Here is a 26,313-nt window from a genome sequence, read left to right on the forward strand (position 1 = left end):
CCATCGTGATGTAGGCTGAATCACATGTCAAGTGGGAGCGCTCCCACACTCCCCGCAAAGAATCACCCCAGCTGCGTATCCGCAGGTCAACCCCCTGATGGGGCCGCGGCGGTTATGAAATCGTTACCGAGGGATGCCCCGCCGTACGGCTCCGGCGGGCACAAAAAAGCCCGGACCAAAAGGTCCGGGCCTGCTTGCGCTGGACGTTCTCCAGCCGGGGCTTCGACGGCTACTCGACCGCTCCTGCGCCTTCCACCTTGGGCTTCGGTGCGGTGATGCGGCGGGCTTCCGCGGAACCGGTGTGCCGGCCGGAGTGTTCGACGACGTCGGCGGCACGTCCGGTCTCGGCGTTGCGCTCCGGTACGGTACCGGCTTCCTTTGCTGACGCAGCCGCTTCGGTGCCGCTGTCCTCGCCGTCGTCCTCCTCGTCATCATCCTTGGTGACGGCCTTGTGGGACTGGCGCAGGACCTCAATGACAATCGGAATCACGGAGAGCACCACCACGGCCACGAAGATCAGGTCCAGGTTTTCCCGGACAAAGGGCACGCGGTCGCCGAGGACGTAGCCCAGGAGGGTCACGCCGACGCCCCAGACGAACGCACCCACCGCGTTGAACGAAACGAACGCCTTGTACTTCATCTCGGCAACGCCGGCCACCACCGGGGTGAAGGTCCGAACCACCGGTACGAACCGGGCCAGGATCACGGCTTTGCCGCCGTGGTGGTCAAAGAACACCTGGGCGCGCCTTACGTTCTCCCGCTTGAAGAGCCTGCTGTCCGGCCGGTTAAAGACGGCGGGGCCGGCCTTCCTGCCGATGTAATAGCCGGTCTGGTCGCCTACGAAGGCGCTGATGAAGACCAGGACAGCAAGCAGCCACACGTTGATATCGATGGTGCCCGTAGCCACCAGGAGCCCGGCGGTGAACAGCAGGGAATCCCCCGGCAGGAAGAAGCCGATCAGCAGCCCGGTTTCTGCGAACACGATGCCGCAGACCATCAGGACCACCCACGGCGCGAGGGCCGGGTCGGCAAGGAATACCTGGGGGTCCAGCCACTCAGGCAAAAGGGAAGACATTGGAGGGCGGACAGGACCGGAAACGGCTGTGGCCGCAGAGAGAGTCACCTCACTAGGTTACGCCACTGCCCCCGGCCATTCCCCGACTGTCTGGAAGTTCGGTCCGCAGGCGGCTGCCGACCGGGACGGCCGGAATCCTTGACAGCCGAACACCTGGCGGGATTACCTAATGAACATTCGGTAAAGAAAAGAGGTCCCATGGCTGACACCGAGGTTCCCGGGGTCGCGTCCCCTGCCCATCCCCTCCTGGTCGACGACGCCGCCTCGGCCTGGATGGGCATTGACGTGTTGGACATCGGCCCCGGCACGGCACGTATTTCGATGCTGCTCCGCCCGCAGATGGTCAACGGTTTCGGCATCGGGCACGGAGGGATGGTCTTCGCGTTTGCCGACACGGCCTTCGCCCTGGCCTGCAATCCGGAAGGCGGCGGGCCGGCACGGGAACGGGAACACATCACGGTGGCTGCCGGTGCCGACGTCACCTTCCTGGCTCCGGCCAGGGCTGGTGACCGGCTGACGGCTTCCGCCGAGCACCGTGCCGGCAACGGCCGCAGCGGCGTCTACGACGTGGAGGTGCGGTCCGAACGCCCCGACGGGACCGCCGCCGTCGTCGCCCTCTTCCGCGGACGTTCACGCACCATCCCCAACCCCGCCCGGACACCGTCCGGCGCCTCGATCGAAAGCCGCCCATGAAAGCCCCCTCTCCTCCGATCAAGTCCGCCGCAGCCGATCCCTCGACGCTGGACCCGGAGGAACGTATGAGCCGGGACGAATTGGAGGCCCTCCAGTTGGTGCGTCTGAAGCAGACCGTCGCCTACGCATACGAACGGGTTCCGCTGTACCGGCGCAAGTTCGACGACGCCGGGGTGCACCCCTCCGACCTGGGCGAACTGAGCGACCTCGCACGGTTCCCGTACACCACGAAGGAGGACCTGCGCTCGACGTATCCGTTTGGGATGTTCGCCGTCCCGCAGCAGCAGGTGGCCCGCATCCACGCGTCCTCCGGAACCACGGGGCGGCCCACCGTCGTCGGCTACACCGCCGGGGACCTGGACCGCTGGAGCACCCTGGTGGCCCGTTCCCTGCGTGCCTCCGGAGTGCGCCGGGGATACAAGGTGCACAATGCCTACGGTTACGGTCTCTTCACCGGCGGGCTGGGGGCCCACTTCGGCGCGGAGAGACTCGGCTGCACGGTGATCCCCGTTTCCGGCGGGCAGACGGAGCGGCAGGTCCAGCTCATCGTGGACTTCGAACCGGACACCATCCTCTGCACGCCGACCTACCTACTGGCCATCGCCGACGCCATGACAGCGGCCGGCATCGATCCGCGCTCGACTTCGCTGAAGAACGCGGTCCTCGGGGCCGAGCCGTGGACCGAGGAAATGCGGCACGAACTCGAAACGCTGATGGACCTGGACGCGTGCGACATTTACGGACTCTCGGAAGTCATGGGGCCCGGCGTGGCCGGCGAGTGCGTGGAGAGCAAGGACGGGGCCCATATCTGGGAGGATCACTTCCGGCCGGAGATCATCGACCCGTTTGACGAGACCCGGGTCCTGGGCGACGGCGAGCCGGGCGAGCTGGTTTTTACCTCCCTGACGAAAGAGGCGCTGCCGATCATCCGCTACCGGACCCATGACCTGACCCGTCTGCTGCCCGGAACGGCCCGGCCCTCCATGCGCAGGATGGGACGCATCACCGGCCGCAGCGACGACATGATCATCCTGCGCGGAGTGAACCTTTTCCCCACCCAGATCGAGGAAATCGCGCTGCGCATCCCGGCGCTGAGCCCGCACTTCCAGCTCGAAATCACCCGCCCGGAACGCCTGGATGAGCTCACGGTCCGGATTGAGCGCCGGGAAGACGCCACGACGCCGGACTCCGCGGCGGCTGCGTTGGAACTCGCCGCGCAGGTCAAGATCCACGTCGGTTCCTCCTGCCTCGTTGAGGTGGTCGACCCCGGGACGCTGGCACGCTCCAGCGGCAAGCTGCGCCGGATCTACGACCTGCGCCGCGTCACCGATACCGCCCCGGCGCAGTGAACCGCCCGTTGACGTGGGAAAATAGCGCCATGCCTGCCGCCGCCGGAGCTTCCTCCGAACCTGCTCCCGTTCCCGCTGCCGAGACTGAACCGGAGCAGACCGCTGCCGCCGTCGACCCCGGGTCCGAGCCTGCGGCCGGACCGGCATCCGGACCGCGCCGCGGCCGGCCCGGATATGACCAGCAGACGGTGCTGAACGTGGCCGTGGACGTGTTCAACCGGCACGGCTATGAAGCCACGTCCATGGGCATCCTGGCCGAGAATCTGGGCATCACGAAGTCCGCGATCTACCACCACGTAACGTCCAAGGGCGATCTGCTGCGCCTGGCGCTGGACCATGCGCTGGACGGACTCGAGGCCGTGCTGGACGATCCTCGGGCTTCGGCCGGTGCGGCGGATGCCCGGCTGGAATTCGTCCTGCGCGGCACCATCGAAGTGCTGACTGAGCGACTGCCGTTCGTGACGCTGTTGCTGCGCCTGCGCGGCAACACAGAAATCGAACGCAGTGCCCTGGCCCGCCGCCGCGAGTTCGACCACCGGGTGTCAGGGCTCGTGGACGCGGCCCGCAGCGAGGGGTCGGTGCGCAGCGACATCGATCCGCGCACCACCACGCGCCTGCTGTTCGGCACCATCAACTCGATCGTGGAATGGTATCGACCCGGCGGGCCGCTGCCCGCGCAGAAGCTCGCAGACAACATCATCACCATGGTCTTCGACGGGCTGCACACCCGCCGGGCCTGAGCATGTGTCCCCGCAGCCGTCAGGCGGCGGCAGGGACAGGGATGGTGCGGAGCCGCAGGAACGCGGGGGTGAGCATCGGCACCGCGGAGAGCACCAGCCCGACGGCGCCGATCAGGACTCCGGCGCGGACCCCCAGCGTTTCGCCGACGACGCCGGCCAGCAGGGCGCCCAGCGGAATGGAGCCGTACATCACCTGGGTATAGGCACCGGCGGAGCGGGTGAGTTCATCCCGCGGAATGAGCTGCTGGCGCATCGTCAGCGAGTAGATATTGGCGTTGCCCTCGCCGATGCCCCGCAGCAGCATGACCGCAGCAATGACAGCAGCCAGGGTCCACCCGGTGACCGGCCAGACCGGCAGCAGCAGCGGCACCGCGCAGGACAGCACCAGCGAAACGGCAAATGCCGGGCCAAGGCCTGCTCTGTCGGCCAGGCGGAGCGCGGTCAGCGTCCCGAGAAGGCCGCCGACACCGGCTCCGGCCAGCGCCAGGCCATAGGCACCAACACCGACGTCCTGCTGCTGCACCGCCCAGAGAATCAGGTTCAGCATCAGGATCTGTTCCGCGGCGTTATAGGTGGCCGCATGGACGGTCAAGGCGCGCAGATGGCGGTCAGCGAACAGGATCCGCAGTCCGGTGAGGATGGTGGGCCGCTTCTCCTTGGACGGGGCGGGTTTCGAGGATCGGCCGGGCTCGGGGCCGGGGACCACCGCCGTCGAGCCCGCACCGACAGTCCGGGACCGGGGGCGGCTCGAGGCTACTCCCGCAGCGGAAGCCAGGTGCCCGAGCATGGTGGCAATCAAGGCGCCGGGAGCACCCACCGCCGAGACCAGCAGGCCGGCCAGCCCCGGGCCGCTGATCTCCGTGACGGTTCGAGTTGCTTGGACGGCACGGTTGGCCGGCGCGAGGTCCCGGTCCGCAACGAGCGCGGGCACAAAGGCGAAGGCCGATAACCCGAAAATCAGCGCGCAGCAGCCGCTGAGGAAGGTGACGGCGGCCAGCAGGGGGACGCTGAGCCATCCCCCGGCCCAGGCCAGGGGAATCTGGGCCAGAAGCACGCATTGGGCAAGATCGGCCGCCACCATGGAGCGCCGCTGGTCCCGTCCCTGCAGGAGATGCCCGGCCACCAGCGAGAACAGCAGGTACGGCAGGGTGCCGGCCGCAGCGACAAGGCTGACCGCCGCCGGCCCGGCATCGAGGGCGATGGCTGTAACCAGCGGAACCGCGATGCCCGTGACCTGGGCCCCGGCGCTGGCAGCGCCCTGCCCCAGCCAGTAGCGGCGGAAACTGCGGTCGGTGCGCAGCAGCACCCAGCTAGGGTCCTTCATGCCGCGGCCCTCGGCTGTACGGCGGCTGCGGTTGTGACAGGCAATAATGAAGGCATGTGCCGGAAAGGGAGACCCGCTGCGACGAAGAATCGAGCCAGGCGGTCGGGACGACGAGCCATCCTCGATCGAGCTGATGCGTGCATAGCTGGGTCCCCTGACGGCCTGTCCTTTTCCGCTGCTCCGGCATACGTTACCGGCAATCAGCTATGAGTGGTAACACTCCGGAACCATATGTTCCTGCGGACAGCGGATACCCGGAGCCGGGCGGGCGCGCACCGGCCCCTGCTCCCCTGCGGCTCCTCCAGGTGTTCGCCAATACTGCCGACCGGGAAGCCGGGCAGGACGCCCTGGACAACACCGACAGCCTGACGGCGTGGCTGGGCAGCTACGGGCTCGTCGGGGCAGGCACGCAGGCTACCGATGAGGACCTTGCCCTGGCGATCGAACTTCGGGAGGGGCTGCGTTCCCTCTTCCTCACGCACCACGACGGCGGGCACAGCGAGGCTGCGCACGACGACGGCGGGCACCTGCACGGCACGCCGGCACCCGACACCGTCGTCGGCCTGGAGCGCCTGGACCGTGCCCTGGAGCAGCTTCCCGTTCGGGTCGTGGCCTCCGGAGGAGAGCCGCGCGTCGAACCGGTCCCCCAGCCCCCGGTGCGCGAGGCACTCGCCCGCATCGGTGCCGTCCTGGTCCATGCCGACCCCGCCCAGCTTCAGCGTCTGAAAGCGTGTCGCCGGGACGTCTGCCGCTGGGTCTTCTTTGACACTTCACGCAACCGGGGCGGAACCTGGTGCGCCATGGAGATCTGCGGCGCCCGCACAAAGATGCAGGCCTACCGCAAACGGAATGCCTAGCCCGGACTCCTGGCCCGCCCCATTCCGGGACTTACTTCTCCACCAGGGTCAGCACGTCGTAGGTGGCCACCAGTTCGTCGTTCTGGTTGGTCAGGACGGCGTCCCAGGCCACCTCGCCGTACCCGTCCGTTTCACGCGGCGTGATCCTTTTGGCGGTCAGCGTGACGCGGATGGAGTCCCCCGCGGCCACCGGCGTCAGGAACCGCAGGTTTTCCAGTCCGTAGTTGGCCAGCACCGGCCCCGGCGCGGGATCCACGAACAGGCCAGCACCCCAGGACAGCAGCAGGTAGCCGTGCGCCACGATGCCCGGGAAGAACGGATTCGCCTCCGCGGCTGCAGCGTCCGTGTGGGCGTAGAACGTGTCCCCGGTGGTCTCCGCAAAGGCGGCAATATCCTCGAGGGTCACTTCCCGCAGGTCCGACCGCACGGCGTCACCCACCCGCAGCTCGCTGAGGTGCCTGCGGAACGGATGGCCGGCGTCGAACCGGCGGTCCGCCCCCGGATGCCAGATACCGGTGAGGGCGGTGAGCATATTCGGTGAGCCCTGCACGGCGGTGCGCTGCATGTAATGGCGCACCGCACGGATGCCGCCCAGCTCCTCGCCGCCGCCGGCACGACCCGGACCGCCGTGCACCAGGTGGGGCACAGGCGAACCGTGCCCGGTGGAGGAGCGGGCGTCTTCGCGGTTCAGGAACAATACCCGCCCGTGGTGTCCGGCGATGCCGGTAAGCATTTCCCGGGCCACGTCCGGGTCATTGGTGCAGACCGTGGCGACCAGCGATCCTCCGCCGCGGGCGGCCAGCCGGACGGCGTCGGCGGCGTCGGTGTAGCCCACCACCGAGGCCACGGGGCCGAAGGCTTCGATATTGTGCAGGGCATCCGCGTCGCTGTCCGGCCAGGTCAGCAGCAGCGGCTCCATGAAGGCGCCGTCCGGCGAGGTTCCCTCGCTTCCGTCGGCGCGTACGACGTCGGGGGCGTCCAGCGATCCCAGCGCCAGCTGGGCGCCGGCCGCCAGCATCCGCTGCACCGCTTCCCGGACCCCGTCAAGCTGCTCCCGGGAGGCCAGGGCACCCATCGTCACGTTGTCGGCACGCGGATCGCCCAGGACCACGCGCCCGCGGATGCGCTCCCCGGCGGCGGAAACCACGTCATCGACGAGCCCGGCAGGGACGATGGCCCGGCGGATTGCGGTGCATTTCTGGCCGGCCTTGGCCGTGATTTCTGTGACCAGGGAGCGGATGAAGGCGTCAAACTCGGGGGTACCCGGAACGGCGTCCGGACCCAGGAGTGCCGCGTTCAGCGAATCTGTTTCCGCCGTGAAGCGGACACCGCCGACGGCGATCTGCGGATGGGCACGCAATCGTTCGGCGGTGGAGGCCGAGCCGGTGAAGGAGACCATGTCCCGGTAATCGAGGTGATCCGGGAGGTCCCGCGCGGAACCGGAAATCAGCTGCAGGGATCCGGCGGGAAGAATGTCCGAGTCCACGATCATCCGCACGGCCGCTGCCGTGATGTACCCCGTGGGGCTGGCGGGCTTGACGATGCTCGGCACCCCGGCGAGGAACGCCGGGGCCAGTTTTTCCAGCATGCCCCAGACCGGGAAGTTGAAGGCGTTGATCTGCACGGCGACGCCGGGAATGCGGGTGTAGATGTGCTCACCGAGGAACGAGCCGTCCTTGGCGAGCTGTTCCACGGCGCCGTCGACAATCACGGTGGAGTTCGGCAGTTCGCGGCGGCCCTTGGAACCGTAGGCGAACAGGACGCCGATCCCGCCGTCAATGTCCACGAGGGAATCGGTCCGGGTGGCGCCGCTGCGGGCAGACACGGCGTACAGCTCCTCGCGCTGCGCATTGAGGTGCATTGCAAGTTCCTTGAGCAGCAGGGCCCGCTGGTGGAAGGTGGACTTCCCCAGTTCGGCCTGCCCAACGGTTCGGGCATAGTCGACGACGGCGGCGGTGTCCAGACCCTCGCTGCTGACCAGCGCCAGCAGCTCGCCGGTGCTGGCATCGTGCACTTCGGTGCCGCGGGCTCCTGCGGGATCCGGTGTCCACCAGGCCCCCCGGACGTAGCTGGGAACGGTTTCGACGTCGATGGCGGTGGCCGTCATTTCGGTGCCTTTCGAAACGGGAAGAAACCGCAGCTGCTCTCCTGCAGGCATCGTCGCCGCAGGATTACTGACCATGCGGTCGGTATATCGACACCCTAGCCGAAAGCGGCCCTTCCCACACCCGTTGGACTTTAAATACTGCCGCGGTGCCGCGACAGCGTACTGCTGGTTGCCGCTGCCCCCTCCCTGCGACAGACTTCTGCCCTCGAACGTTTGCAATACCCCGCTAAGGAGCACGATGATGAGCCCCAAACCGCTGCTGTTCCGCCGTCTGGCTGTCCTCACCCTGACCACCGCCGCCCTCCTGGCCGGAGGCACTGCCCCGGCCACTGCCGGCGGCCACGAATCCGATTCCCGCGTCGGGCACGGGCATGGAGGTGGCCACGGCGGCGGGCACGGCGGCGGTCAGGGCTGGGGACGCGACGTCGACTATGTGGCCTTCGGAGATTCCTACGCCTCCGGCTACGGCGGCGGCCCCCTACTGGACGCCTGCGGCCGTACCGCACAGGGCTACCCCGCCTTGCTGGACGCCTTGAACCGGGTGGATCTGGAAGCTGACGCCACCTGCGCCGGCGCCACGGCCCTAAGCACTCCGTCCGACACGCCGGTGGACCTGCCCCAACAGATCAACAATGCCTCAGCCTACGGCGAGCTCAACGCCCGGACCGACGTCGTGACCCTGACGATCGGCGGCAACGACGTCCGGTTCGGTGCCGTGGTGGCCGCCTGCGCCGGGGCGCAGCTGCCGGTCACCTGCGCACCGGCCATCGAGCAGGCCACCGCTTACGCCCAAACCGCGCTGGCACCGCAGCTGGCTGCGGCATTTGCCAGTATTGCCGAGGCGGCGCCACGGGCCACCCTGGTGGTTACCGGATACCCGCATCTGTTCGAAGCCGGCGCTCCGGGACCGCTCAGTGCCGAGGCACAGGCCCTGTTCAATGGCGGCACCGACGCCCTGAATGCCGTCATCGCCGCGCAGGTTCCCGAAGACGGGGTGTTTGTGGACGTGGTGGACGAGTTTGCCGGGCACGGTGTCGGTTCCGCCGATTCGTGGATCATCTTCGACACTGCAAGCCCGTACAACCTGCACCCCACGGAGACGGGTTACCGGGAGGGCTACACCGCGGCCATCCTCGAGGACGCAGGCAGCGAGTTCGGGGTCGGCTGCCGGCGAGGGCACCATCGGTAGCGCCACCTTCCGTACGGGTCGACCCAGCCACAGAAACCGTTCTCAGGAGGCCGGCAGCGGAACCGCGTGGCCGAACCGGAAGAGGTTCTGCGGATCGTAGGCGGCCTTGGCCGCCTGCAGCCGTCCGAAAACCTCCGGATCCCACGCAGGCTGGGCGCCCGCCTCCGTGCGTGCCGGTCCGCTGAGGTTGACCAGCGCACCCGCAGTGTAGGGGCCGACGACGACGTCGAGCAGATCCAGGGCCGCTGCTGTGGCGTCCGCAGCCGGCGGGACGTTGAGTCCCACGGAGTAGAGGTTGAAGCCTGCCTGCCGGCCGGACACCGCATCCTCGAACGGAGGATCCAGAGCCAGGGATCCGCCCATCAACCGGATTTCCGTCATCATCAGCGGAGTATGCGATCCCGGCCCCACCTGGCCCAGCAAACCGGCCGCCAGTTCATCGGGCAGCTCGGCCAGCAGGGTCCCGCGGTCCAGGCCGGGCACCGGTTCGTCCGGATCCATGTGGATGCTGCCTACTGCCCCGTAGTCCATCGGCCCGGCCGTATCCATGAAGGGCGCGGATACATGCCGCATGGGTTCCAGCAGCGTGTCGCCCTCTTCCCGGCTGCCGAACACCGCGAACCGCAGGTGCACCGGCGCGGTACCGCGCAGTTCCTCGGGAAGGAACGGGACATCCGGCAGGTGCAGGAAGGCCAGGGACGCTGAAACATCCGTCGGCAGCTGGGGTGTCCAGGCTCGGAACGCAGCCAGCACCTCCGGACCGGCATCTTCCGGGTACATGATGCCGCCGCCGTAAAACTCCCGGAACGGGGTCAACCCGAGCGTCATGGACGTGATGACGCCGAAATTGCCCTTGCCGCCGCGCAGCGCCGCAAACAACCCGGCGTCTTCGGCGCTGCCTCCTTCGAGGTGCCTCAGGCTGCCGTCGGAAGTCACTACATCGATAGCCTGCACATGGTCGCTGGCGAATCCCAGCGCCCGGCCCATCAGCGGCAGCCCTCCGCCGGCCGAGTAGCCCACCACTCCCACGGTTCCGGAGGAGCCGTGCGGGCCCGTAAGCCCGAGCAGCACTGTCTCCTCCAGCACGGAGCGCCAGCGGACGCCGGCACCCACAGTGACCGTGCCGGCGTCGGGGTCCACCGCCAGGTCCTGCAGCCGGGAGGTGTTGATCAGCAGGCCCTCGTCCATGAAGGCGGCAGCACCGTGGCCGGTCGCCTGCATCCCGACAGGAATGCCGCGCTCAGCTGCCCAGCGGACGGCATTCTGTACATCCTCGACGCCGGCTGCCCCGAGCACGGCATCGGGACGCTGGATCACCGAGGGGTTGAAGCCGGCGGTGTCGACGGCGTACCCCGGTTCCCCGGGGCTGTTCAGCGGGCCGTGGACAACGTTGCGGAGGGTTTCGAGGTCGGCTGCCTGGATCATCTTTGGCTCCTTGTGGGCGGGTGTCCGCGGCCGCCGGGCCCGCGGACCGGAGATGCCGCCAAAAAATGCTAGGCACCGAAGTGCTTCCCTGCCTAGCCCCGCCGGACAATTTCCGCTAGCTCCCGAGCACCTCCGCCAGGTCGAACTTCACCGGTTCCTCCAACTGCTCATAAGTGCAGGATTCGGGCGTGCGGTCCAGCCGCCAGCGGGAAAACTGGGCCACATGGCGGAACCGCTCCCCCTCCATGTGGTCGTAGCGCACCTCCACCACCCGTTCCGGGCGCAGCGGCACGAAAGAGAAGTCCTTTTTCCCGCTCCATCGGCTGCCCTCGGAGTTGCGCGGGGTGCGCGTCCCCTTCTCCTGCTCCCCCTCGGCCCACGGGTGTCCGTCCTCGACGGCGACCAGCGGCTGGAGTTCCTCGAACAGTTCCCGGCGGCGGTCCATCGGGAAGGAACTTGCCGCCCCCACGTTCACCAGCACGCCGTCGTCATTGTAGAGCCCCAGCAGCAGGGAGCCGATCAGATCGGGGCCGGACTTGTGCACCCGGTAGCCGGCGAGCACGCAGTCCGCCGTGCGTTCGTGCTTGAGCTTGGCCATGGTGCGCTTGTTCGGCGCGTAGGGGCCGGCCAGGGGTTTGGCCACCACACCGTCCAGGCCGGCACCTTCAAAACGGCCGAACCAGTCCTGCGCCCGGTCGGCGTCGTCGGTGGCGGCGGTGACGGACACCGGTGCCTGCGCCGTTTTCAACGCCTGCACCAGGGCCTCCCGGCGTTCGGAGAACGGCCGGTTCCGGTAGTCGACGTCGCCCAGGGCCAGCAGGTCGAAGGCCACGAACCGGGCCGGAGTTTCCTCCGCGAGCAGCTTCACCCGGCTGGCGGCGGGATGGATCCGCTGCTGCAGCAGTTCGAAGTCCAGCCGTTTGCCGTCCGGAGCCACCATAACTATCTCGCCGTCCAGCACGCACCGCTCCGGCAGGTTCGCTTTGAGCGCTTCGACGAGTTCGGGGAAATACCGCGTCATCGGCTTTTCGTTCCGGGAGCCGATCTCGATGTCGTCGCCGTCCCGGAAAATGATGGACCGGAATCCGTCCCATTTGGGTTCGTACAGGTAGTCCCCGCGGGGCAGGGCGCTGACGGATTTGGCCAGCATCGGCGCAACCGGGGGCATCACTGGAAGGTCCATGTGCCCATTCTTATCCGATTGCGGCCGGTTCCCCCAGCCCTGCGGTGAAGGCCGTGAGCAGGTCGCGGCCCTGCTCCCAGTAGCCCACCCCGCTCTTTTCGTTGATGTGGGCGAGCTCGCCGGCGTTGATAACGGGCAGTTTCCAAGCCGCAGCGATGCTTTGGGCGGACGGCAGCGCACAGTACGGATCGCTCTCGCTGGCAATCAGGAGGCCGGGCACTGGCAGTTCCTGCATCCGCGGATTCCGGAACGTTTCCGCGGCCTGCGGAAACGAGGCGGCAACGGGATCCGGCGGGCTGACCAGGAACACTCCGCGGGCGCCGTCGGGGTTTCGATGCAGCCACTCCACCGCGGCCAGGCAGCCCAGGCTGTGGGCCACGAGGACCGTCTGCCCCTTCTGCGCGCCGGCGGCCCGGTCCAGCGCCGCCATCCAGTCCTGAAGCTCGGGTTCATCCCACGACGACGGCGCGATGCGGGTGACGTCCGGCAGCTCCGCTTCCCAGCGGCTCTGCCACTGCTCCGGCGGTGAGCCCTGATAGCCCGGGACCATGGTGATGTGCATGAGGGCTGTTTCCTTTCGCTGGTTCGGCGCAGGTGACCGGGAATACTGCCGACGCTTCCGGCGCTGGAGCTTTTATGAAGAAAATAGGATTCCTGTCCTTCGGACATTACCGGAATGCTGTGGGGTCGATGACTCCCAGTGCGCAGGACGCAATACTGCAGCAGATTGAGCTGACGGTCGCCGCCGAGGAAATCGGCGTCGACGGCGCGTATATGCGGGTGCACCACTTTGCCCCGCAGTTCTCCGCCCCCTTCCCCATGCTCGCCGCCATGGCCGCGCGGACCAGCAGGATCGAGCTGGGCACGGGAGTGATCGACATGCGCTACATGAATCCGCTGGCGATGGCAGAAGACGCCGCAGTGGCGGACCTGATCAGCGGCGGCAGGCTGCAGCTCGGCATCAGCCGGGGATCCCCCGAGCCCGCCCTGCGCGGTTATGAGTCCTTCGGCTACGTTCCCGGCCCGGATTCCTCCGACGCCGACATGGCCCGGCAGCACACCGAAGTGTTCCGTGCCGCCATTGCCGGCGCCGGAGTGGCGCAGGCCGATCCGGCCATGACCGGCAGCACCGGAGCCATGGCCATTGACCCGCTGTCCCCCGGACTGCCGGAGCGGATCTGGTGGGGGTCCGGGACCCGGGCCACCGCCAAGTGGACCGGTGAGCAGGGCATGAACCTGATGAGCTCCACGCTCCTGACCGAGGACACCGGGGTGCCGTTCGACCAGCTGCAGGCCGAGCAGATTGCGGTGTACCGGAAGGCCTGGGCCGACGCCGGACACCAGGGCACCCCGCGGGTGTCCGTCAGCCGCAGCATCATTCCGCTGGTGACCGGGCAGGACCGGCACTACTTCGGGCTGCGCGCGCAGGCCGAGGGCCGGGACCAGGTGGGCCACCTCGACGGCGGATTGGCCCGGTTCGGGAAGAGCTACATCGGTGAACCGGACGTCATTGCTGCCGAATTGGCCGCGGATGCTGCGGTGCAGGAAGCCGACACTGTCCTGGTGACCGTGCCGAACCAACTGGGCGTGGAGTACAACGCGCATTTGCTGGAGAGCATCGTCAAGCTTGTGGCGCCGGGGGCCGGCTGGCGGTAAGTCTCGTCTGGCCCGGGTCCGCCCGGTCCTCCGGGTCCAGCCGGGTCCGCCGGGTCCGCCGGGTCCTCCGGGTCCAGCCGGGTCCGCCGGGTCCGCCGGGTCCTCCGGGTCCGCCGGGTCCGCCGGGTCCTCCGGGTCCAGCCGGGTCCGCCGGGTCCGCCGGGTCCTCCGGGTCCAGCCGGGTCCGCCCCCTGCGGGGCTGGAACGGCGGCAACGAAATTCCCCGCTCGCAGAGCTCGCGGGAAATATTAAAGCCGCCTTCCTCCAGCCCCTCCGGTGGCGGCGCGTGGTGTCCAGCACCTTCCGGGGCGGGCTGGGCCCAGCTCCTCCGGTGGCGGTTGTAGGTGCCGGAGCGCCTTCCTCCAGGCCCTCCGGCCGCGGGCAGCGTCCCAACCAGGACGCGGCCTGCGTACATCTTCGACTGGGAGGGACGGGCGTCGCCCCCGAGGTCCTCGCGCCGACGGAAGGCGAGGTGCAGAACGTAGGCACCGGACGGCAGGCGAGGTGCAGAACGTAGGCACCGGACGGCAGGCGAGGTGCGGAACGTAGGCGCCGGACGGACCGGGTTAGGCGGCTTTAATAATCCTTGCGAGCTCTGCGAGCAGGGATTTTCGTTGCCGCCGTTCCGGTCCGCCCGGCGCACCCCCACACGACGCACGCCCACCCAGCGGCACCCTCTGAAACGGTCCACTGTCGAAATGTCAGTGGCCTCCGCTAGAGTAGTTTTCAGCTTCACGAGATGTGGCCTTCGCCCGGTTTACCGGGCACAAAAGCTCCGACTGGCCCCACACCAACCCCATTGTTCGGCGGGTGGTTCGGATGACGAAGCGGCCTGCGTCATTCGTCGCAGGCAAGGACAACCTGCAAAGGAACCCACTGTGAGCATCTCCAGTGTCAGCAAATCCGGTCTCAGCAACTGCAGCGGCTTCGCCCCCGGGCACAACATCCATTGGATCCACAGCCGCCGCCTCGAGGGCTGGGAACAGTGGTCGGACGTCGAAGTCACGGCGGATCCGCAGCTGGACCTCATCTACCTGGTGTCCGAAGGTACCCAGCACCTGATGTGGTTCCACAATGTTCCGGCCGTCGCCACCGCGCTCGCGGCCGCCGTCGATACCCCGCAGTGGTGCCAGCGCTATTCCACACTGATGGTGCCCGGCGGATTCGACTCGGATGCCCGGAGTTCTTTTTTCTACTTGGCCCGGCCGGAACGGGTGGTTCCATGCAACGGCTCCCTGGTTCGGGCCCCGGAAACTGAGCGGATCGAAAAGGCCGGCTCCTAGCCTTTTGCCCGGCTCCGGGATTCGTATGAATGCCGGAGCCGGGCAAGCGCGCTGAACTGAGCAGTCTCGAATACCCGTGGCCCGGAGCGGCCGCGAACCTACGCTGGGCGCCATGGCATACAACGTACAAATCTGTGTGGACTGCACCCATGCCCTCAACCAAGCGGATTGGTGGGCCGAAACCCTCAAATGGGCCAGGGAACCCACCGACCAGGAGGTCCTCCAATCCGCCCTGGACCAGGGCCTCGCCTCACCGACGGACGTAGTGGAACACCACGGCGTCCGGGTCTGGCGGGATGTCGCTGCCATTTGCCCGCCCGACCAGGTGGGCCGGCGCGGGCGGCTGCGCATCCTGTTCCAGACGGTGCCGGAACCCAAGACGGTCAAGGACCGGATCCACCTCGACGTGATTCTGGATGACATGGCCAAGGAGGAAGCACGCCCCAGGTTGGAACAGCGGGGAGCCACCTTCCTTTATGAAGCCAGCCAGGGGCCGCAATCCTGGTACACCATGGCCGACCCGGAAGGGAACGAATTCTGCATCGGTTGACGACGCCGGTACTCACCCTTGTAGAGAAGGCGGACGCTGGGACGCGGCAGCTACGCAGGCAGCAGCTACTGCTGCAACAGCTCCGGCGGCACGCTGTAGAGGAGGATGACGCCCAGCAGGTTCTTCGCGGCGTGCACACCGTAGGAAAGCATGAAGTTGTTTCCGGCCCAGACGTAGATGCCTACGAGGGTGGCGCCCATCGCCAGGTAGGGCATCAGCACCGGCAGGGTCAGGGATTCCTTGCCCACAATGTGGATGGAGGCGAATAACAGGACCGACAGGATGCAGCATCCCCAGAGGTTCCAGTACCGGCTGAGCTTGCCGATCAGCAGGTGGCGGAAAATGTACTCCTCGACAAAGGGCGCCAGCACCACCAGCAGCGGCACCACCAGCCACGGCGATACGGACCCCACAAATCCCTCGACGGCTTCCTGGTTCACCGCCGTTTCGACCTGCCCGCTCAGCAACGCCCCGATCATGGTGACAATGAGCATGACGAGGACGCCGGCCGGAATCAGGGACAGGGACAGCACCGGCCGGGTAGCCAGAATCTTCGTTTCCCGCACCACGTAGGGCCGGGCCGCGAGGAAAGCCAGGAGGCCTGCGACCCCGTAAAACGCCAGGTTCAGGACGTAGGCGGCTGCAACCGGATCCGGAACCAGCATCACCAGGACAGGCATAACGAGTCCAGGCGCAAAGCTCAGGACCAGCAGGAACACCACGTAGAAACCTGCTGCCACGGCGTCACGGCGGGTGAAACGGTAGGAAAGCCACGGAATGTGGGCCGCAGGTCGCCCCGGAGGGCCGGTCCGGTATTCGTTCGCTGTCATTACCTCAGGATATGGGCCGTTCCGCCGGGATACAGCCCTCGCTAGCTCAACTCCGCGATCACCGGCGGCATGGCCTCGAGCAGCTCCCGCGCCAGGAAGCTGAGCGGTCCCCGCGAGGCGGAGAGCCGGTCCCCGCTCACCGCGTGCAGATAGGTGCCCCAGCACGCTGCCTGTTCCGGCGTCGCACCGCGGGCAAGGAACCCGCCCACCGCACCGGCAAGGACATCCCCGGACCCGGAAGTTCCCAGGCCCGAGTTCCCGGCCGGCACTTCCCAGCTCCTTCCGTCAGGAGCGGTAATGACGTTGTGCGCGCTGACCACCGCCCGGTATTTCCGTGCCACCTCCAGGGAGGCTTTCGGCAGGTCCAGGGAGTCTTCGTCGGCATCCTCGTCCTCGAGGAGGCGCAGGATTTCAGCACCGTTCGGGGTCAGGACCAGCCGGCCGGCCAGGGTGTCGTAAAGTTCCGGCAGCCCGGGCAGCACTCCGAGGGCAAAGGCGTCCAGTACCACCTGTGTCTTTTCCCCGAGCAGCGGAACCACTGACCGCAGGAGCGCTGCGGCCTGCTCGGCGTCGTCCAGGCCGGGGCCGATCACTACTGCCGACGCCGTCGAAAGATCGGATTCGAGCCGCTTGCCGGCCGCCGCGCCGTCAATCCCGCCGTCTTCCTCCGGCAGTCCCACCACCCCGGATTCGGGGATGGCCACGGCGACGGCGATCGCCGCCGATTCCGCCAACCCCATGGTCAGGCGGCCGGCGCCGACCCGCAGTCCGGCAAGCCCGGTCAGCATCACCGCTCCCGGGGTGCTGCGCGCTCCGCCGATCACCAGCACGGTGCCGCGGTCCTCCTTGCCGGAGGCCTCGGTGGAAAGCCGCCAGCCTCGCAGCAGTGCGGGGGTAACAAGCTCAACGGGGGTGGATGTCATCGGTTTCTCCTGCATGTTCGGTTACCGGTGCTCCGCTGTCCTGCAGGTGGAGCACGCTGTTGAAGGTGTGTAGTTTCCAGGGCCCGGTGCCGGTGGGGCGCACCAGCCGGGTGACTGAGCCGTTCCGCACGCTGTTGGCGGCGGCGGTGTCCAGCAGTTCCTGCTCGCTCATCCGTTCCAGCACGTAGCGGATCAGCAGGATCACGGCGTCGTGGCAAACCACCGCCACACGCTTGCCGTCTTCCTCGTCGTCGAGGTCCCGGAACACCGACCGCAGCCGCAGCGCGACGTCGGCCCAGGACTCGCCGCCCGGCGGACGGTAGGCGAATTTCCCCAGCCAGGACCGGCGTTCGGCTTCCCCGGGGAAACGCGCCACGACGCCGGCGGAGGTCAGCAGATCCAGGATCCCGAGTTCCCGGTCCCGCAGGCGCTCATCAATCCGCATGCCACCGGTGAGGCCGGCCAGCCCCGCCAGTTCGGCCGTCTGCCTGGCCCGCAGGTAGGGCGAACACCAGACGGACTCGGGCAGCTCTTCGGCGGGAAGCCCGGCAATCCAGCGGCCAAGCGCTGCCGCCTGCTGCTCGCCGTCGGAGCTGAGCGGGACATCGGGGTCCCGCCAGGGAAGGTCGATACGTTCGGCGCCCTCGCGGCCTGCGCGGGTAGCGGCCACGTTGCCGGCGGATTCACCGTGGCGGACCAGAATCAGTTCAGTTGCACCCATGCTCCGACTCTACCCGCCGGTCCCCGGAGGCCAAGGGCTCAGGTACCGGAGCGGGTATCCACCTTGCCGCCGTTGCGCACCGTGAACGTCAGCAGCAGGGCGACGGCTGCAAAGGCCGCTAGCAGCATCAGGCCCACGAAATAGCTGCGGTTCGCCGGATCATAGGTTGCCCCCATGAGCAGCGGAGGGAAGTAGCCGCCGAGCCCGCCGGCGGCGGCAATAATCCCGCCGACGGTGCCCACGTCCTGCGCCGGAGCGGCACGGCCCACCCAGGCGAACACTCCGCCGGTGCCCAGCCCCAGGAACAAGGCCATCAGGATGAACGCCGTACCGTAGACCTCCTCCTCCTCCGGCCGGAGGGCAACAATAACGGCCAGGACTGCCGTGCCGGCAAAGGAAGCGAGCGTGACCAGTTTCGGCCCGACCTTGTCCGCGATGGTGCCGCCGATCGGCCGGGCGATGACGGCGGCCACGGCGAAGCCTGCGGTCCTGGTTCCTGCCGCGGTCGCATCGTAATCGTAGACATTGCCCAGATAGGTGGGCAGGTAGTTGGAGAACGCCACAAACGCACCGAACACCACGCCGTACAGGAAGCACAGCTGCCAGGTGACGCGCAGGGTGAAGGCGTGGGTGATCTTCGGCAGCACCGGTTCCGTGGGTCTTGACCAGGCCGGGGATTCGCGCAGGATCAGCCAGCTCAGCACTGCCATGGCCGCGACGACGACGGCGATGGTGATGTGGGTGCCCATGTAGCCGACGGCGGCCACCAGCCGCGGGGTGAAGAACGCCGACACGGCCGTCCCCACCATGCCGGCCCCGAACACCCCGGTGGCGAAGCCCTTCCGGCTGCGTTCGTACCAGGCGGAGCAGAAGGGGATGCCGATCGCGAAGACGGTCCCGGCGATGCCGAGGAAGAACGCGATGACCACCAGGAAGGGGAAGTTACCCTGCTGGCCGACGATTCCGGTGAGCAGTACCAGCGGCGCCGTCACTCCCAGGATCACGGTGAACATAACGCGGCCGCCGTAGCGGTCCGTCAGGGCGCCGACGGGGATCCGGGCCACCGAGCCGACCAGGATCGGCATGGCCACAAGGACCGAGGTTTGTCCGGCACCCAGGTCCATGTCTGCGGCGTAGCGGCTGGAGAGCGGTCCGATGATCGTCCAGGCCCAGAACCCCACTGTGGAGGCGATGGTTGCGACGATCAGGTTCCGCAGCTGGCCGGACCGGAGGTCTGCGCCTGCGGCCGGAGGAGAAGATGCTGTGGACATGGCTGCCTGCCTTCCGCCAGATGAACTCGGTTCCTAAGGTGTGCCCGGGCGGTCCCGGTCGGGGGTCCCCACGGGGTCCCAGCCGCCGCGCGGCGTCCTAGCCCCCGGAACCGGCCGCCGGCCCCGTGAGCGGTAGACGATGTAGGGCCGGAACAGGTAGTGCACGGGCGCGGTAAACGCATGGACCAGCCGGGTGAAGGGCCAGAGGGCAAAGAGCACCAGCCCGAAGACCGTATGGATCTTGAAGGACATGGAGGCAGCCGTCATTCCCGTGATGTCGGGCTGCAGGATGAAGATGGAGCGGAACCACGGCGCCACGGTGTCCCGGTAGTTGACGATGTTCGTGTCGAAAACGGAAAAGACCGTGGTCGCGAGTCCGGTCAGGATCGCAGCCAGGAGGAAGATGTACATCCCTTTGTCATTGCGGGTGGTGGCCATGAAGACCGGGCCGGTGGTCCGGCGTCGGTAAATCAACAGCACTATCCCCACCAGCGTGGCTACGCCCGCCAGGATGCCCACGCTCAGGGCAAAGAAATGGTAGGTGTCCTCGTTGAGCCCGATCGCATCCATCCAGGTTTTCGGAATCACCAATCCGACGAAATGCCCCACAATCACCGCCAGGATCCCGAAGTGGAAGAGCGGGGAAGCGATGCGCAGCAGCCGGGACTCGTAGAGCTGGGATGACCGGGTGGTCCAGCCGAACTGGTCATACCGGTACCGCCAGATGGAGCCGAGCACCAGGATGGCCAGCACCAGATAGGGCAGCACTCCCCAAAGCATGACGTCGTCCACACCCACCTGCACGTTCCCCGGCGGCGGCACGTCCAGCGGTGCGGGTACGGCAGTCATGGGTGGCTCCTTTCGCTCACCGGCAGCAGCCGGGAGCTGTACGGTTCCAGCCCCACGGTTTCGGTGGGCGGGCCGTAGCCCGCCGTACGCATCACGGCGGCCTGGGTCTCAGGTGACACACCGGGAAGGGTGGAGCAGACCAGGGTGAGGACGCCCTCGTAGGGCAGGTCGTCGTCCCGCAGGGCCAGCCGGAGCAGTTCCACTGACGGACGGTAGCGCTGCAGCAGTTCGTAACCGTCCTCCGGAGAAACCTTGGCGGCGAATTCCAGCACCAGGGGCAGGTAGTCCGGCAGCTCGGTGCCTTCCGGCAGCACACCGTGGGAGCGGTAGATCTCCTTGAAGGCGGCGAGTGCCTCGCCCCGGCGGCGGGTATCCCCGTCGGTCCAGTAGGTCAGGTGCAGGCTGTGCCGCTTGGACAGGTCGAATTCCTGCACATAGGCCGCCTGCACATCCGGCAGCGGCCGGGACGACAGCCAGGCGAAGAGCGGCTCCAGCTCCTCCGCCGGTGCCCCGGCTTCAGCCAGGGCCGCGCGGATTCCCGGGATCAGTTCCACCAGCTGCTCGTCCGGGTATTCGAGCAGCAGGGCAGCGGCCTGCCGGATCACCCGGCTGCGGCCCGGCCGGGCATCGGCGTAGGGCTCGGGCGCCAGGGTGCCCTTCCCGGGTTTGCCGAGCAGCTTCTCCAGCAGGCTCATTTATCAGCCCTGCCTTGATCCGAACCGGGCCCGTCGCCCTCAGCCTGGTCGTAGCCCGCGCCCATGCCCTCGCCGGCACCCTCATCGGGTGCGCCGCGGTTGTTGTTGGCCGGAAACAACCCCTGCGGAGAGCCCCGTCCATCCCAGTTGAGCAGGTTCACCCGCCCGCCCAGGTTGCCGTTGCCCGTCGGGTCCTCCCCGCGCTGCCGGGCCTGCAGGGCCTCGAAGTTCTCCACCGCCACGGGCATCGGCCGCCCGGAAGCCTCGCCGAAGACCCCTGTCTGCCCCATCCCGGGGCCGCCCTCCACATCCAGGGAACAGCCGATCTCCTCAAGGTTGTGCGCGTCCTCCGCGTGCGCGGCGGGAATCACGTACCGCTCCTCGTACTTCGCAATGGCCATCAGCCGGTACATCGCGACAATCTGCGCGCCGGTCATGCCGACGTCGGCCGCGATCCGCTCGTCAGGCTCATCACCCAGGGTGATGTTCCGCATGTAGGCGCGCATGGCGGCGAGTTTCCGCAGCACTGCGGTGACCAGGTCCGTGTCCCCTGCTGTGAACAGTTCGGCGAGGTATTCCACCGGAATCCGCAGGGCCTCGATGGCGCCGAAGAGATTCTCCGCCGCTTCGCCGTCGTGCCCCTGCTCCTTCAACACGTCCACGATCGGGGACAGCGGCGGCACGTACCAGACCATCGGCATCGTGCGGTATTCGGGGTGCAGCGGCAGCGCCACCCGCATTTCCTTGGCCAGGGCGTAGACCGGCGAGCGCCGCGCGGCGTCCAGCCAGTCCTCCGGGATGCCTTCGGCCCGGGCGCCGGCAATGACCTCCGGATCATTGGGGTCCATCATCAGGTCCAGCTGCGCCTCGTAGAGGTCCTGCTCGTTGGGCACGGACGCGGCTTCGGTGACCCGGTCGGCGTCGTACAGGAAGATCCCGATGTACCGCAGCCGGCCCACACACGTTTCGGCGCAGACCGTGGGGATGCCCACCTCGATGCGCGGATAGCAGAACGTGCACTTCTCCGCCTTGCCGGAGCGGTGGTTGAAGTACATCTTCTTGTACGGGCAGCCGGTGATGCACTGCCGCCAGCCCCGGCAGCGGTCCTGGTCCACCAGCACAATGCCGTCCTCTTCGCGTTTGTAGATTGCGCCCGATGGGCAGGAAGCCATGCAGGAGGGATTCAGGCAGTGCTCGCAGATCCTCGGCAGATAGAACATGAAGGTGGAATCGAATTCCAGCTTCACCTTCTCCTCCGCGTCCCGGCGCATTTTCTCCAGCACCGGGTCCTGCCCGCCGGTGCGCTCGGACCCGCCCAGGTCATCGTCCCAGTTGGCCGACCAGGTGATTTTCATGTCCTTGCCGGTGATCAGGGACTTGGGCTTGGCCACGGGAAAGTCGTTGCCGGCCGGTGCGTTGATCAGGTTTTCGTAGTCGTAGGTCCAGGGCTCGTAGTAGTCGTTCAGCTCCGGCTGGACCGGGCTGGCAAAGATGCCGAAGAGCTTGGCCAGCCTCCCGCCGGCTTTGAGCTTTAGCCTGCCGCGGTTGTTCAGCTCCCAGCCGCCCTTCCACCGCTCCTGGTCTTCGTACCTGCGCGGATACCCCTGCCCGGGCCGGGTTTCCACGTTGTTGAACCACACGTACTCGGTGCCGGCCCGGTTGGTCCAGGCCTGTTTGCAGGTCACCGAACAGGTGTGGCAGCCGATGCACTTGTCCAGCGCCATCACCATTGCTGTCTGCGCCATGATCCGCATCAGTACTGCACCTCCTGGGAACGTTTACGCACCACGGAGACAATGTCCCGCTGGTTGCCGGTGGGGCCGAGATAGTTGAAGGCCCAGGACAGCTGGGCATACCCGCCGATCATGTGGGTGGGTTTGACCAGGATCCGGGTCACGGAGTTGTGGATGCCGCCGCGCCGGCCGGTGGCTTCGGACTTGGGCACATCGATGATGCGTTCCTGCGCGTGGTAGACGTAAATCACTCCGGCCGGCATCCGGCTGCTGACAATCGCCCGGCCCACCAGCACCCCGGAGTTGGACACGCATTCCACCCACTCGTTGTCCGATACCTCGATCAGGGCGGCGTCCTGCGGGCTCATCCAAACCGAGGTTCCGCCGCGGGACAGCGAGAGCATCAGCAGGTTGTCCTGGTATTCGGAGTGGATGGACCACTTGTTGTGCGGGGTCAGGTAGCGCACTGCCACGGAGAGCTCCCCGCGGGTGCCCAGCTGCGGTTCCCCGAACAGGCGGTGCATGTCCAGCGGAGGCCGGTAGATCGGCAGGGCCTCGCCCATGTCCAGCATCCAGTCATGGTCGAGGAAGAAATGCATCCGCCCGGTCAGGGTGTGGAAGGGCTTGAGCCGTTCGATGTTGATCGTGAACGGTGCGTAGCGCCGGCCCCCGGTCTCGGAGCCGGACCACTCCGGGGAGGTCAGCACCGGCGTCGGCCGGTCCTGGGTGTCTCGGAAGGTGATCTGCCGGTCCTCGGCACCCTCGGCCAGATCCACGAGCGGCGTTCCGGTCCGTTTCTCCAGGGTCCGGAACCCCTGCACGGCCAGTTCCCCGTTAGTGGTACCGGAGAGGAGCAGGATCGCCTCGGCCATGCGGGCGTCGGTGTCCACGGCCGGGCGGCCCGCCGCTGCACCCCGGTCAAAGACGCCGTGCTTGCGGGCCAGCTGTTCCAAGGGCCGCGTCACGTCGTACTTGACGTATTTGGTGGTGAATCCCAGTTTGTCCGCCAGCGGTCCGACGGCGGCGAACTTCTCGGCGATGGCCGTATAGTCCCGCTCCACCACGGCAAGGGAGGGCAGGTTCTTTCCCGGAACCGCGGGGATGTCGGTGCCCTTCCAGTCCGGGGCGTTCCCGCCGGGCTGCGCGATCTCTCCGGGCGTGTCATGGGTCAGCGCCGTGGCCACCATGTCCTTCCGCACGCCGAGGTGCGTGGCGGCCTGCCGGGAGAACTCCTCCGAGAGCAGGCGGAACAGGTCGTAATCCGTCTTCGCTTCCCACGGCGGCGGGATGGCGGGCGTGAACGCGTGCACGTAGGGGTGCATGTCCGTGGAGGAAAGGTCGTATTTCTCGTACCAGGTGGCAGCGGGAAACACGACGTCGGACAGCAGCGTGGAGCTCGTCATCCGGAAGTCGGCGGAAACCAGCAGATCGAGCTTGCCCTGCGGCGCGTCTTCACGCCAGACGACGTCGCGCGGCCGGGACTCGCTGTGATCCGCGCCCATCACGTTGTTCAGCGTGCCGAGCAGGTGTTTCTGGAAATACTCCTCCCCCTTGGCGGAGGAGCCCAGCAGGTTCGACCGCCACAGGATCAGCGTCCTCGGCCAGTTTTCCGGAGCGTCCACGTCCTCCACGGCAAACCGCAGCCGCCCGTCCTTGAGTTGCTGCGCCACCCACCCCGGCTCGTCGGGCGCCTCGCCCCGGGCCACCCCTGCAGCCGCCTCGTCGGCAACATCGAGGGAGTTCTTCGCATCGAACTGGGGGAAGAAAGGCATCCAGCCCATCCGGGTGGACTTCGCGATGACGTCGGCGGTGTGCAGACCGCGCAGGTGTCCGCTGGCCAGGGGTGACTGCATCGAGTCGGAGGAATAGCCGTCGGAACGGAACTGGTCGGTATGCATGTACCAGAACGCGGTGCCGATCATAAAGCGCGGCGGCCGGTTCCAGTCCCCGGCCGAAGCCATGGCCGCCCAGCCGGTGATGGGGCGGCACTTTTCCTGGCCCACGTAGTGCGCCCAGCCGCCGCCGTTGCGGCCCTGGCAGCCGCAGAGCATCAGCAGAGCCAGGATGGCCCGGTAGGTCACGTCCCCGTGGTACCACTGGCAGATGCCGGCGCCGAGGATGATCATGGACCGGCCGTTCGACTTCTCCGCGTTGGCCGCGAAGTCCCGGGCCGTGCGGATCACTGCCTCGGGGGCCACGTTGGTGACCTCCTGCTGCCACGCCGGAGTGTAAGGGGTTGCGGCGTCGTCGTAGCCCGCCGCCCAGTCCCCCGGCAGGCCGTTCCGCCCGAGTCCGTACTGGGCAAGCATCAGATCGAACACGGTGGTGACGGTTTTTCCCGCCACGGTGGTCACCGGCACGCCGCGGCGCAGGACGGACCCCGTGCCCCCGGGGTCCGTAAAGGCGGGCAGGTCCACCCGGCTGGTCCCCTGCCGGACGCTCGCGGCATCCGCGATGGACAGTGCCGGCACCACGCCCTGCAGGTCGAGGTTCCACTTGCCGGCGTCGGCCTCGTTGTACCGGAAGCCCACCGATCCGTTGGGCACTACCGGTGTGCCGGCCTCGCGGTCCAGCAGGACCGTCTTGAACGCGGAGTCGGAGGCCTTGGCTTCGCGGCGTCCCAGGTCCGCGGCGGTGAGGAACTTTCCGGGGACCACGGTGCCGTCGTCCCGCTCCTCGAGCGTGACGAGGAACGGCAGGTCGGTGTACTGCAGCACGTAGCCTTCGAAGAACGGCACGCGCCGGTCCACGAAGTTTTCCTTGAGGATCACGTGTCCCATGGCCATGGCGAGCGCGCCGTCGGAGCCGGCGGCGGCCGGCAGCCATTCGTCCGCGAACTTCGTGTTGTCTGCATAGTCGGGGCTGACGGAGACCACCTTGGTCCCGCGGTAGCGCCCTTCCACCATCCAGTGCGCATCCGGGGTGCGCGTCACCGGGATGTTGGAGCCCCACATCATCAGGTAGGTGGCATCCCACCAGTCCCCGGATTCGGGGACGTCCGTCTGGTCGCCGAACACCTGCGGGCTGGCCACGGGAAGGTCCGCATACCAGTCGTAGAAGCTGTTCATCACCCCGCCGATGAGGTTGATGAACCGCGCTCCGGCCGCGTGCGACACCATGGACATGGCCGGAATCGGCGAGAAGCCCGTGCAGCGGTCCGGTCCGTAGTTTTTGATCGTCGAAATGTGCGCTGCGGCCGTCATCTCCAGGGCTTCGGCCCAGCTGGAGCGCACCAGCCCGCCCTTGCCGCGGGCCTGCTGGTACGTCCGGCGGCGCTGCGGATCATTCACGATCTCTTCCCAGGCCAGCACCGGGTCCCCCGTGCGCTGTCTGGCCTCCCGGTACATTTCCAGCAGCACCCCGCGGATGTAGGGGAACCGGACCCTGGTGGGGGAATAGGTGTACCAGGAAAAGGCCGCACCGCGCGGGCAGCCGCGGGGCTCATACTCCGGCCGGTCCGGCCCCACCGAGGGATAGTCGGTTTCCTGCGCCTCCCAGGTGATGATCCCGTCCTTGACGTACACCTTCCACGAACAGGAGCCCGTGCAGTTCACGCCGTGGGTGGAGCGCACCACCTTGTCGTGGCTCCACCGGTTCCGGTAGAAGGCGTCCCCCTCACGGCCGCCTTCCCGGAACACGGCCCGTCCGTCACCCGTTTCATCCCACCGGGTGAAGAACCTGCCGAGAGAGAGCATTGCATCGGATGCGGGGCCATCGATCCCCGAAACGGAGCCAGCCATACCTACAAGCTTGGGGCAGGGCGCACGGACCCGACAGGGGTAAGCGGAGAACTGGCCCCGGAGCCGGGCACACCGGTGCCCGGGCGGGTGCTTCGCCGGACGGGAGCCCGCCGTCCGGCG

The 26,313-nt window shown here is 67.6% G+C and carries 22 protein-coding genes and 1 riboswitch; of the genes, 8 read left to right on the forward strand and 14 right to left on the reverse strand.

The window, feature by feature from the left end; translation table 11 throughout:
- Positions 1-229: 229 nt before the first annotated feature.
- Positions 230-1,075: a DedA family protein gene (locus NNX34_RS02730; RefSeq protein ID WP_255765001.1), complete on the reverse strand. Its 846-nt coding sequence runs from the start codon at positions 1,073-1,075 to the stop codon at positions 230-232.
- 198 nt (positions 1,076-1,273) lie between these two features.
- Between NNX34_RS02730 and paaI the strand changes: the two genes are divergently transcribed.
- Genes paaI through NNX34_RS02745 form a run of 3 tightly spaced genes read left to right on the forward strand, consistent with a single transcriptional unit; the run spans position 1,274 to position 3,857 of the window.
- Complete coding sequence (paaI, locus tag NNX34_RS02735; RefSeq protein ID WP_255765002.1) at positions 1,274-1,768, forward strand: hydroxyphenylacetyl-CoA thioesterase PaaI; 495 nt, start codon at positions 1,274-1,276, stop codon at positions 1,766-1,768.
- The gene (gene paaK / locus NNX34_RS02740; protein ID WP_255765003.1) at positions 1,765-3,117 is read left to right on the forward strand and encodes a phenylacetate--CoA ligase PaaK; all 1,353 of its coding nucleotides are present in this window, start codon (positions 1,765-1,767) and stop codon (positions 3,115-3,117) included. Before paaI ends, paaK begins: the two co-directional genes overlap by 4 nt.
- 29 nt (positions 3,118-3,146) lie before the next feature.
- A complete protein-coding gene (locus NNX34_RS02745) occupies positions 3,147-3,857 on the forward strand; it encodes a TetR/AcrR family transcriptional regulator (protein ID WP_255765004.1) in 711 nt (236 codons plus the stop codon).
- Positions 3,858-3,876: 19 nt separating this feature from the next.
- Here the strand turns inward: NNX34_RS02745 and NNX34_RS02750 are convergent, their stop codons facing one another.
- On the reverse strand, positions 3,877-5,181 hold the full coding sequence (locus NNX34_RS02750; RefSeq protein ID WP_255765005.1) for an MFS transporter: 1,305 nt from the start codon (positions 5,179-5,181) through the stop codon (positions 3,877-3,879).
- A 206-nt stretch (positions 5,182-5,387) separates the two neighbouring features.
- Between NNX34_RS02750 and NNX34_RS02755 the strand changes: the two genes are divergently transcribed.
- Positions 5,388-6,038 (forward strand): CGNR zinc finger domain-containing protein, encoded by a 651-nt coding sequence (locus tag NNX34_RS02755; RefSeq protein WP_255765006.1) that lies wholly within the window; start codon positions 5,388-5,390, stop codon positions 6,036-6,038.
- A 31-nt stretch (positions 6,039-6,069) separates the two neighbouring features.
- Here NNX34_RS02755 and paaZ read toward each other — a convergent pair whose 3' ends face one another.
- Positions 6,070-8,145 (reverse strand): phenylacetic acid degradation bifunctional protein PaaZ, encoded by a 2,076-nt coding sequence (paaZ, locus tag NNX34_RS02760; RefSeq protein ID WP_255765709.1) that lies wholly within the window; start codon positions 8,143-8,145, stop codon positions 6,070-6,072.
- Positions 8,146-8,386: 241 nt separating this feature from the next.
- Here paaZ and NNX34_RS02765 point away from each other — a divergent pair, with 241 nt between their 5' ends.
- Positions 8,387-9,334 (forward strand): SGNH/GDSL hydrolase family protein, encoded by a 948-nt coding sequence (locus NNX34_RS02765; RefSeq protein ID WP_255765007.1) that lies wholly within the window; start codon positions 8,387-8,389, stop codon positions 9,332-9,334.
- A 42-nt stretch (positions 9,335-9,376) separates the two neighbouring features.
- Here the strand turns inward: NNX34_RS02765 and NNX34_RS02770 are convergent, their stop codons facing one another.
- The 3 genes from NNX34_RS02770 to NNX34_RS02780 all read right to left on the reverse strand — a co-directional run bounded on the left by NNX34_RS02770 (position 9,377) and on the right by NNX34_RS02780 (position 12,504).
- Positions 9,377-10,759 carry an FAD-binding oxidoreductase gene (locus tag NNX34_RS02770; protein WP_255765008.1) on the reverse strand — a complete coding sequence of 461 codons (1,383 nt, stop codon included), beginning with the start codon at positions 10,757-10,759 and terminating at the stop codon, positions 9,377-9,379.
- 115 nt (positions 10,760-10,874) lie between these two features.
- Positions 10,875-11,942 (reverse strand): ATP-dependent DNA ligase, encoded by a 1,068-nt coding sequence (locus NNX34_RS02775; protein WP_255765009.1) that lies wholly within the window; start codon positions 11,940-11,942, stop codon positions 10,875-10,877.
- Positions 11,943-11,952: 10 nt separating this feature from the next.
- Positions 11,953-12,504 carry an alpha/beta hydrolase gene (locus NNX34_RS02780; RefSeq protein WP_255765010.1) on the reverse strand — a complete coding sequence of 184 codons (552 nt, stop codon included), beginning with the start codon at positions 12,502-12,504 and terminating at the stop codon, positions 11,953-11,955.
- A 74-nt stretch (positions 12,505-12,578) separates the two neighbouring features.
- Here NNX34_RS02780 and NNX34_RS02785 point away from each other — a divergent pair, with 74 nt between their 5' ends.
- From NNX34_RS02785 to NNX34_RS02795, 3 genes are all read left to right on the forward strand, one after another.
- Positions 12,579-13,598 (forward strand): LLM class flavin-dependent oxidoreductase, encoded by a 1,020-nt coding sequence (locus tag NNX34_RS02785; RefSeq protein ID WP_255765011.1) that lies wholly within the window; start codon positions 12,579-12,581, stop codon positions 13,596-13,598.
- Positions 13,599-14,328: 730 nt separating this feature from the next.
- A riboswitch (SAM riboswitch) is annotated at positions 14,329-14,461 on the forward strand.
- Between the two features lie 15 nt (positions 14,462-14,476).
- Positions 14,477-14,881, forward strand: a complete 405-nt coding sequence (locus NNX34_RS02790) for a hypothetical protein (protein WP_255765012.1) — start codon at positions 14,477-14,479, stop codon at positions 14,879-14,881.
- Between the two features lie 112 nt (positions 14,882-14,993).
- Positions 14,994-15,431: a VOC family protein gene (locus NNX34_RS02795; RefSeq protein ID WP_255765013.1), complete on the forward strand. Its 438-nt coding sequence runs from the start codon at positions 14,994-14,996 to the stop codon at positions 15,429-15,431.
- 65 nt (positions 15,432-15,496) lie between these two features.
- Here the strand turns inward: NNX34_RS02795 and NNX34_RS02800 are convergent, their stop codons facing one another.
- The 8 genes from NNX34_RS02800 to NNX34_RS02835 are packed head-to-tail and all read right to left on the reverse strand — an operon-like array spanning position 15,497 to position 26,193.
- Positions 15,497-16,261, reverse strand: coding sequence for a CPBP family intramembrane glutamic endopeptidase (locus NNX34_RS02800; RefSeq protein ID WP_255765014.1), 765 nt, complete (start codon positions 16,259-16,261; stop codon positions 15,497-15,499).
- Positions 16,262-16,302: 41 nt separating this feature from the next.
- Entirely contained in the window at positions 16,303-17,184 is an 882-nt protein-coding gene (locus tag NNX34_RS02805; protein WP_255765015.1) for an NAD(P)H-hydrate dehydratase, read from the reverse strand.
- A complete protein-coding gene (locus NNX34_RS02810) occupies positions 17,165-17,905 on the reverse strand; it encodes a histidine phosphatase family protein (RefSeq protein ID WP_255765016.1) in 741 nt (246 codons plus the stop codon). The genes NNX34_RS02805 and NNX34_RS02810 overlap by 20 nt, the downstream gene beginning before the upstream one ends.
- Positions 17,906-17,943: 38 nt before the next feature.
- Positions 17,944-19,176 (reverse strand): MFS transporter, encoded by a 1,233-nt coding sequence (locus NNX34_RS02815; RefSeq protein WP_255765017.1) that lies wholly within the window; start codon positions 19,174-19,176, stop codon positions 17,944-17,946.
- A gap of 33 nt (positions 19,177-19,209) precedes the next feature.
- A complete protein-coding gene (gene narI / locus NNX34_RS02820; RefSeq protein WP_255765018.1) occupies positions 19,210-20,025 on the reverse strand; it encodes a respiratory nitrate reductase subunit gamma in 816 nt (271 codons plus the stop codon).
- The gene (narJ, locus tag NNX34_RS02825) at positions 20,022-20,720 is read right to left on the reverse strand and encodes a nitrate reductase molybdenum cofactor assembly chaperone (protein WP_255765019.1); all 699 of its coding nucleotides are present in this window, start codon (positions 20,718-20,720) and stop codon (positions 20,022-20,024) included. Before narJ ends, narI begins: the two co-directional genes overlap by 4 nt.
- Entirely contained in the window at positions 20,717-22,474 is a 1,758-nt protein-coding gene (gene narH / locus NNX34_RS02830) for a nitrate reductase subunit beta (protein WP_255765020.1), read from the reverse strand. Before narH ends, narJ begins: the two co-directional genes overlap by 4 nt.
- Entirely contained in the window at positions 22,474-26,193 is a 3,720-nt protein-coding gene (locus tag NNX34_RS02835; protein WP_255765021.1) for a nitrate reductase subunit alpha, read from the reverse strand. The genes narH and NNX34_RS02835 overlap by 1 nt, the downstream gene beginning before the upstream one ends.
- Positions 26,194-26,313: the final 120 nt, after the last annotated feature.

Origin of the sequence: Arthrobacter sp. zg-Y1116, from assembly GCF_024385485.1 — a bacterium.
Lineage (GTDB): Bacteria > Actinomycetota > Actinomycetes > Actinomycetales > Micrococcaceae > Arthrobacter_B.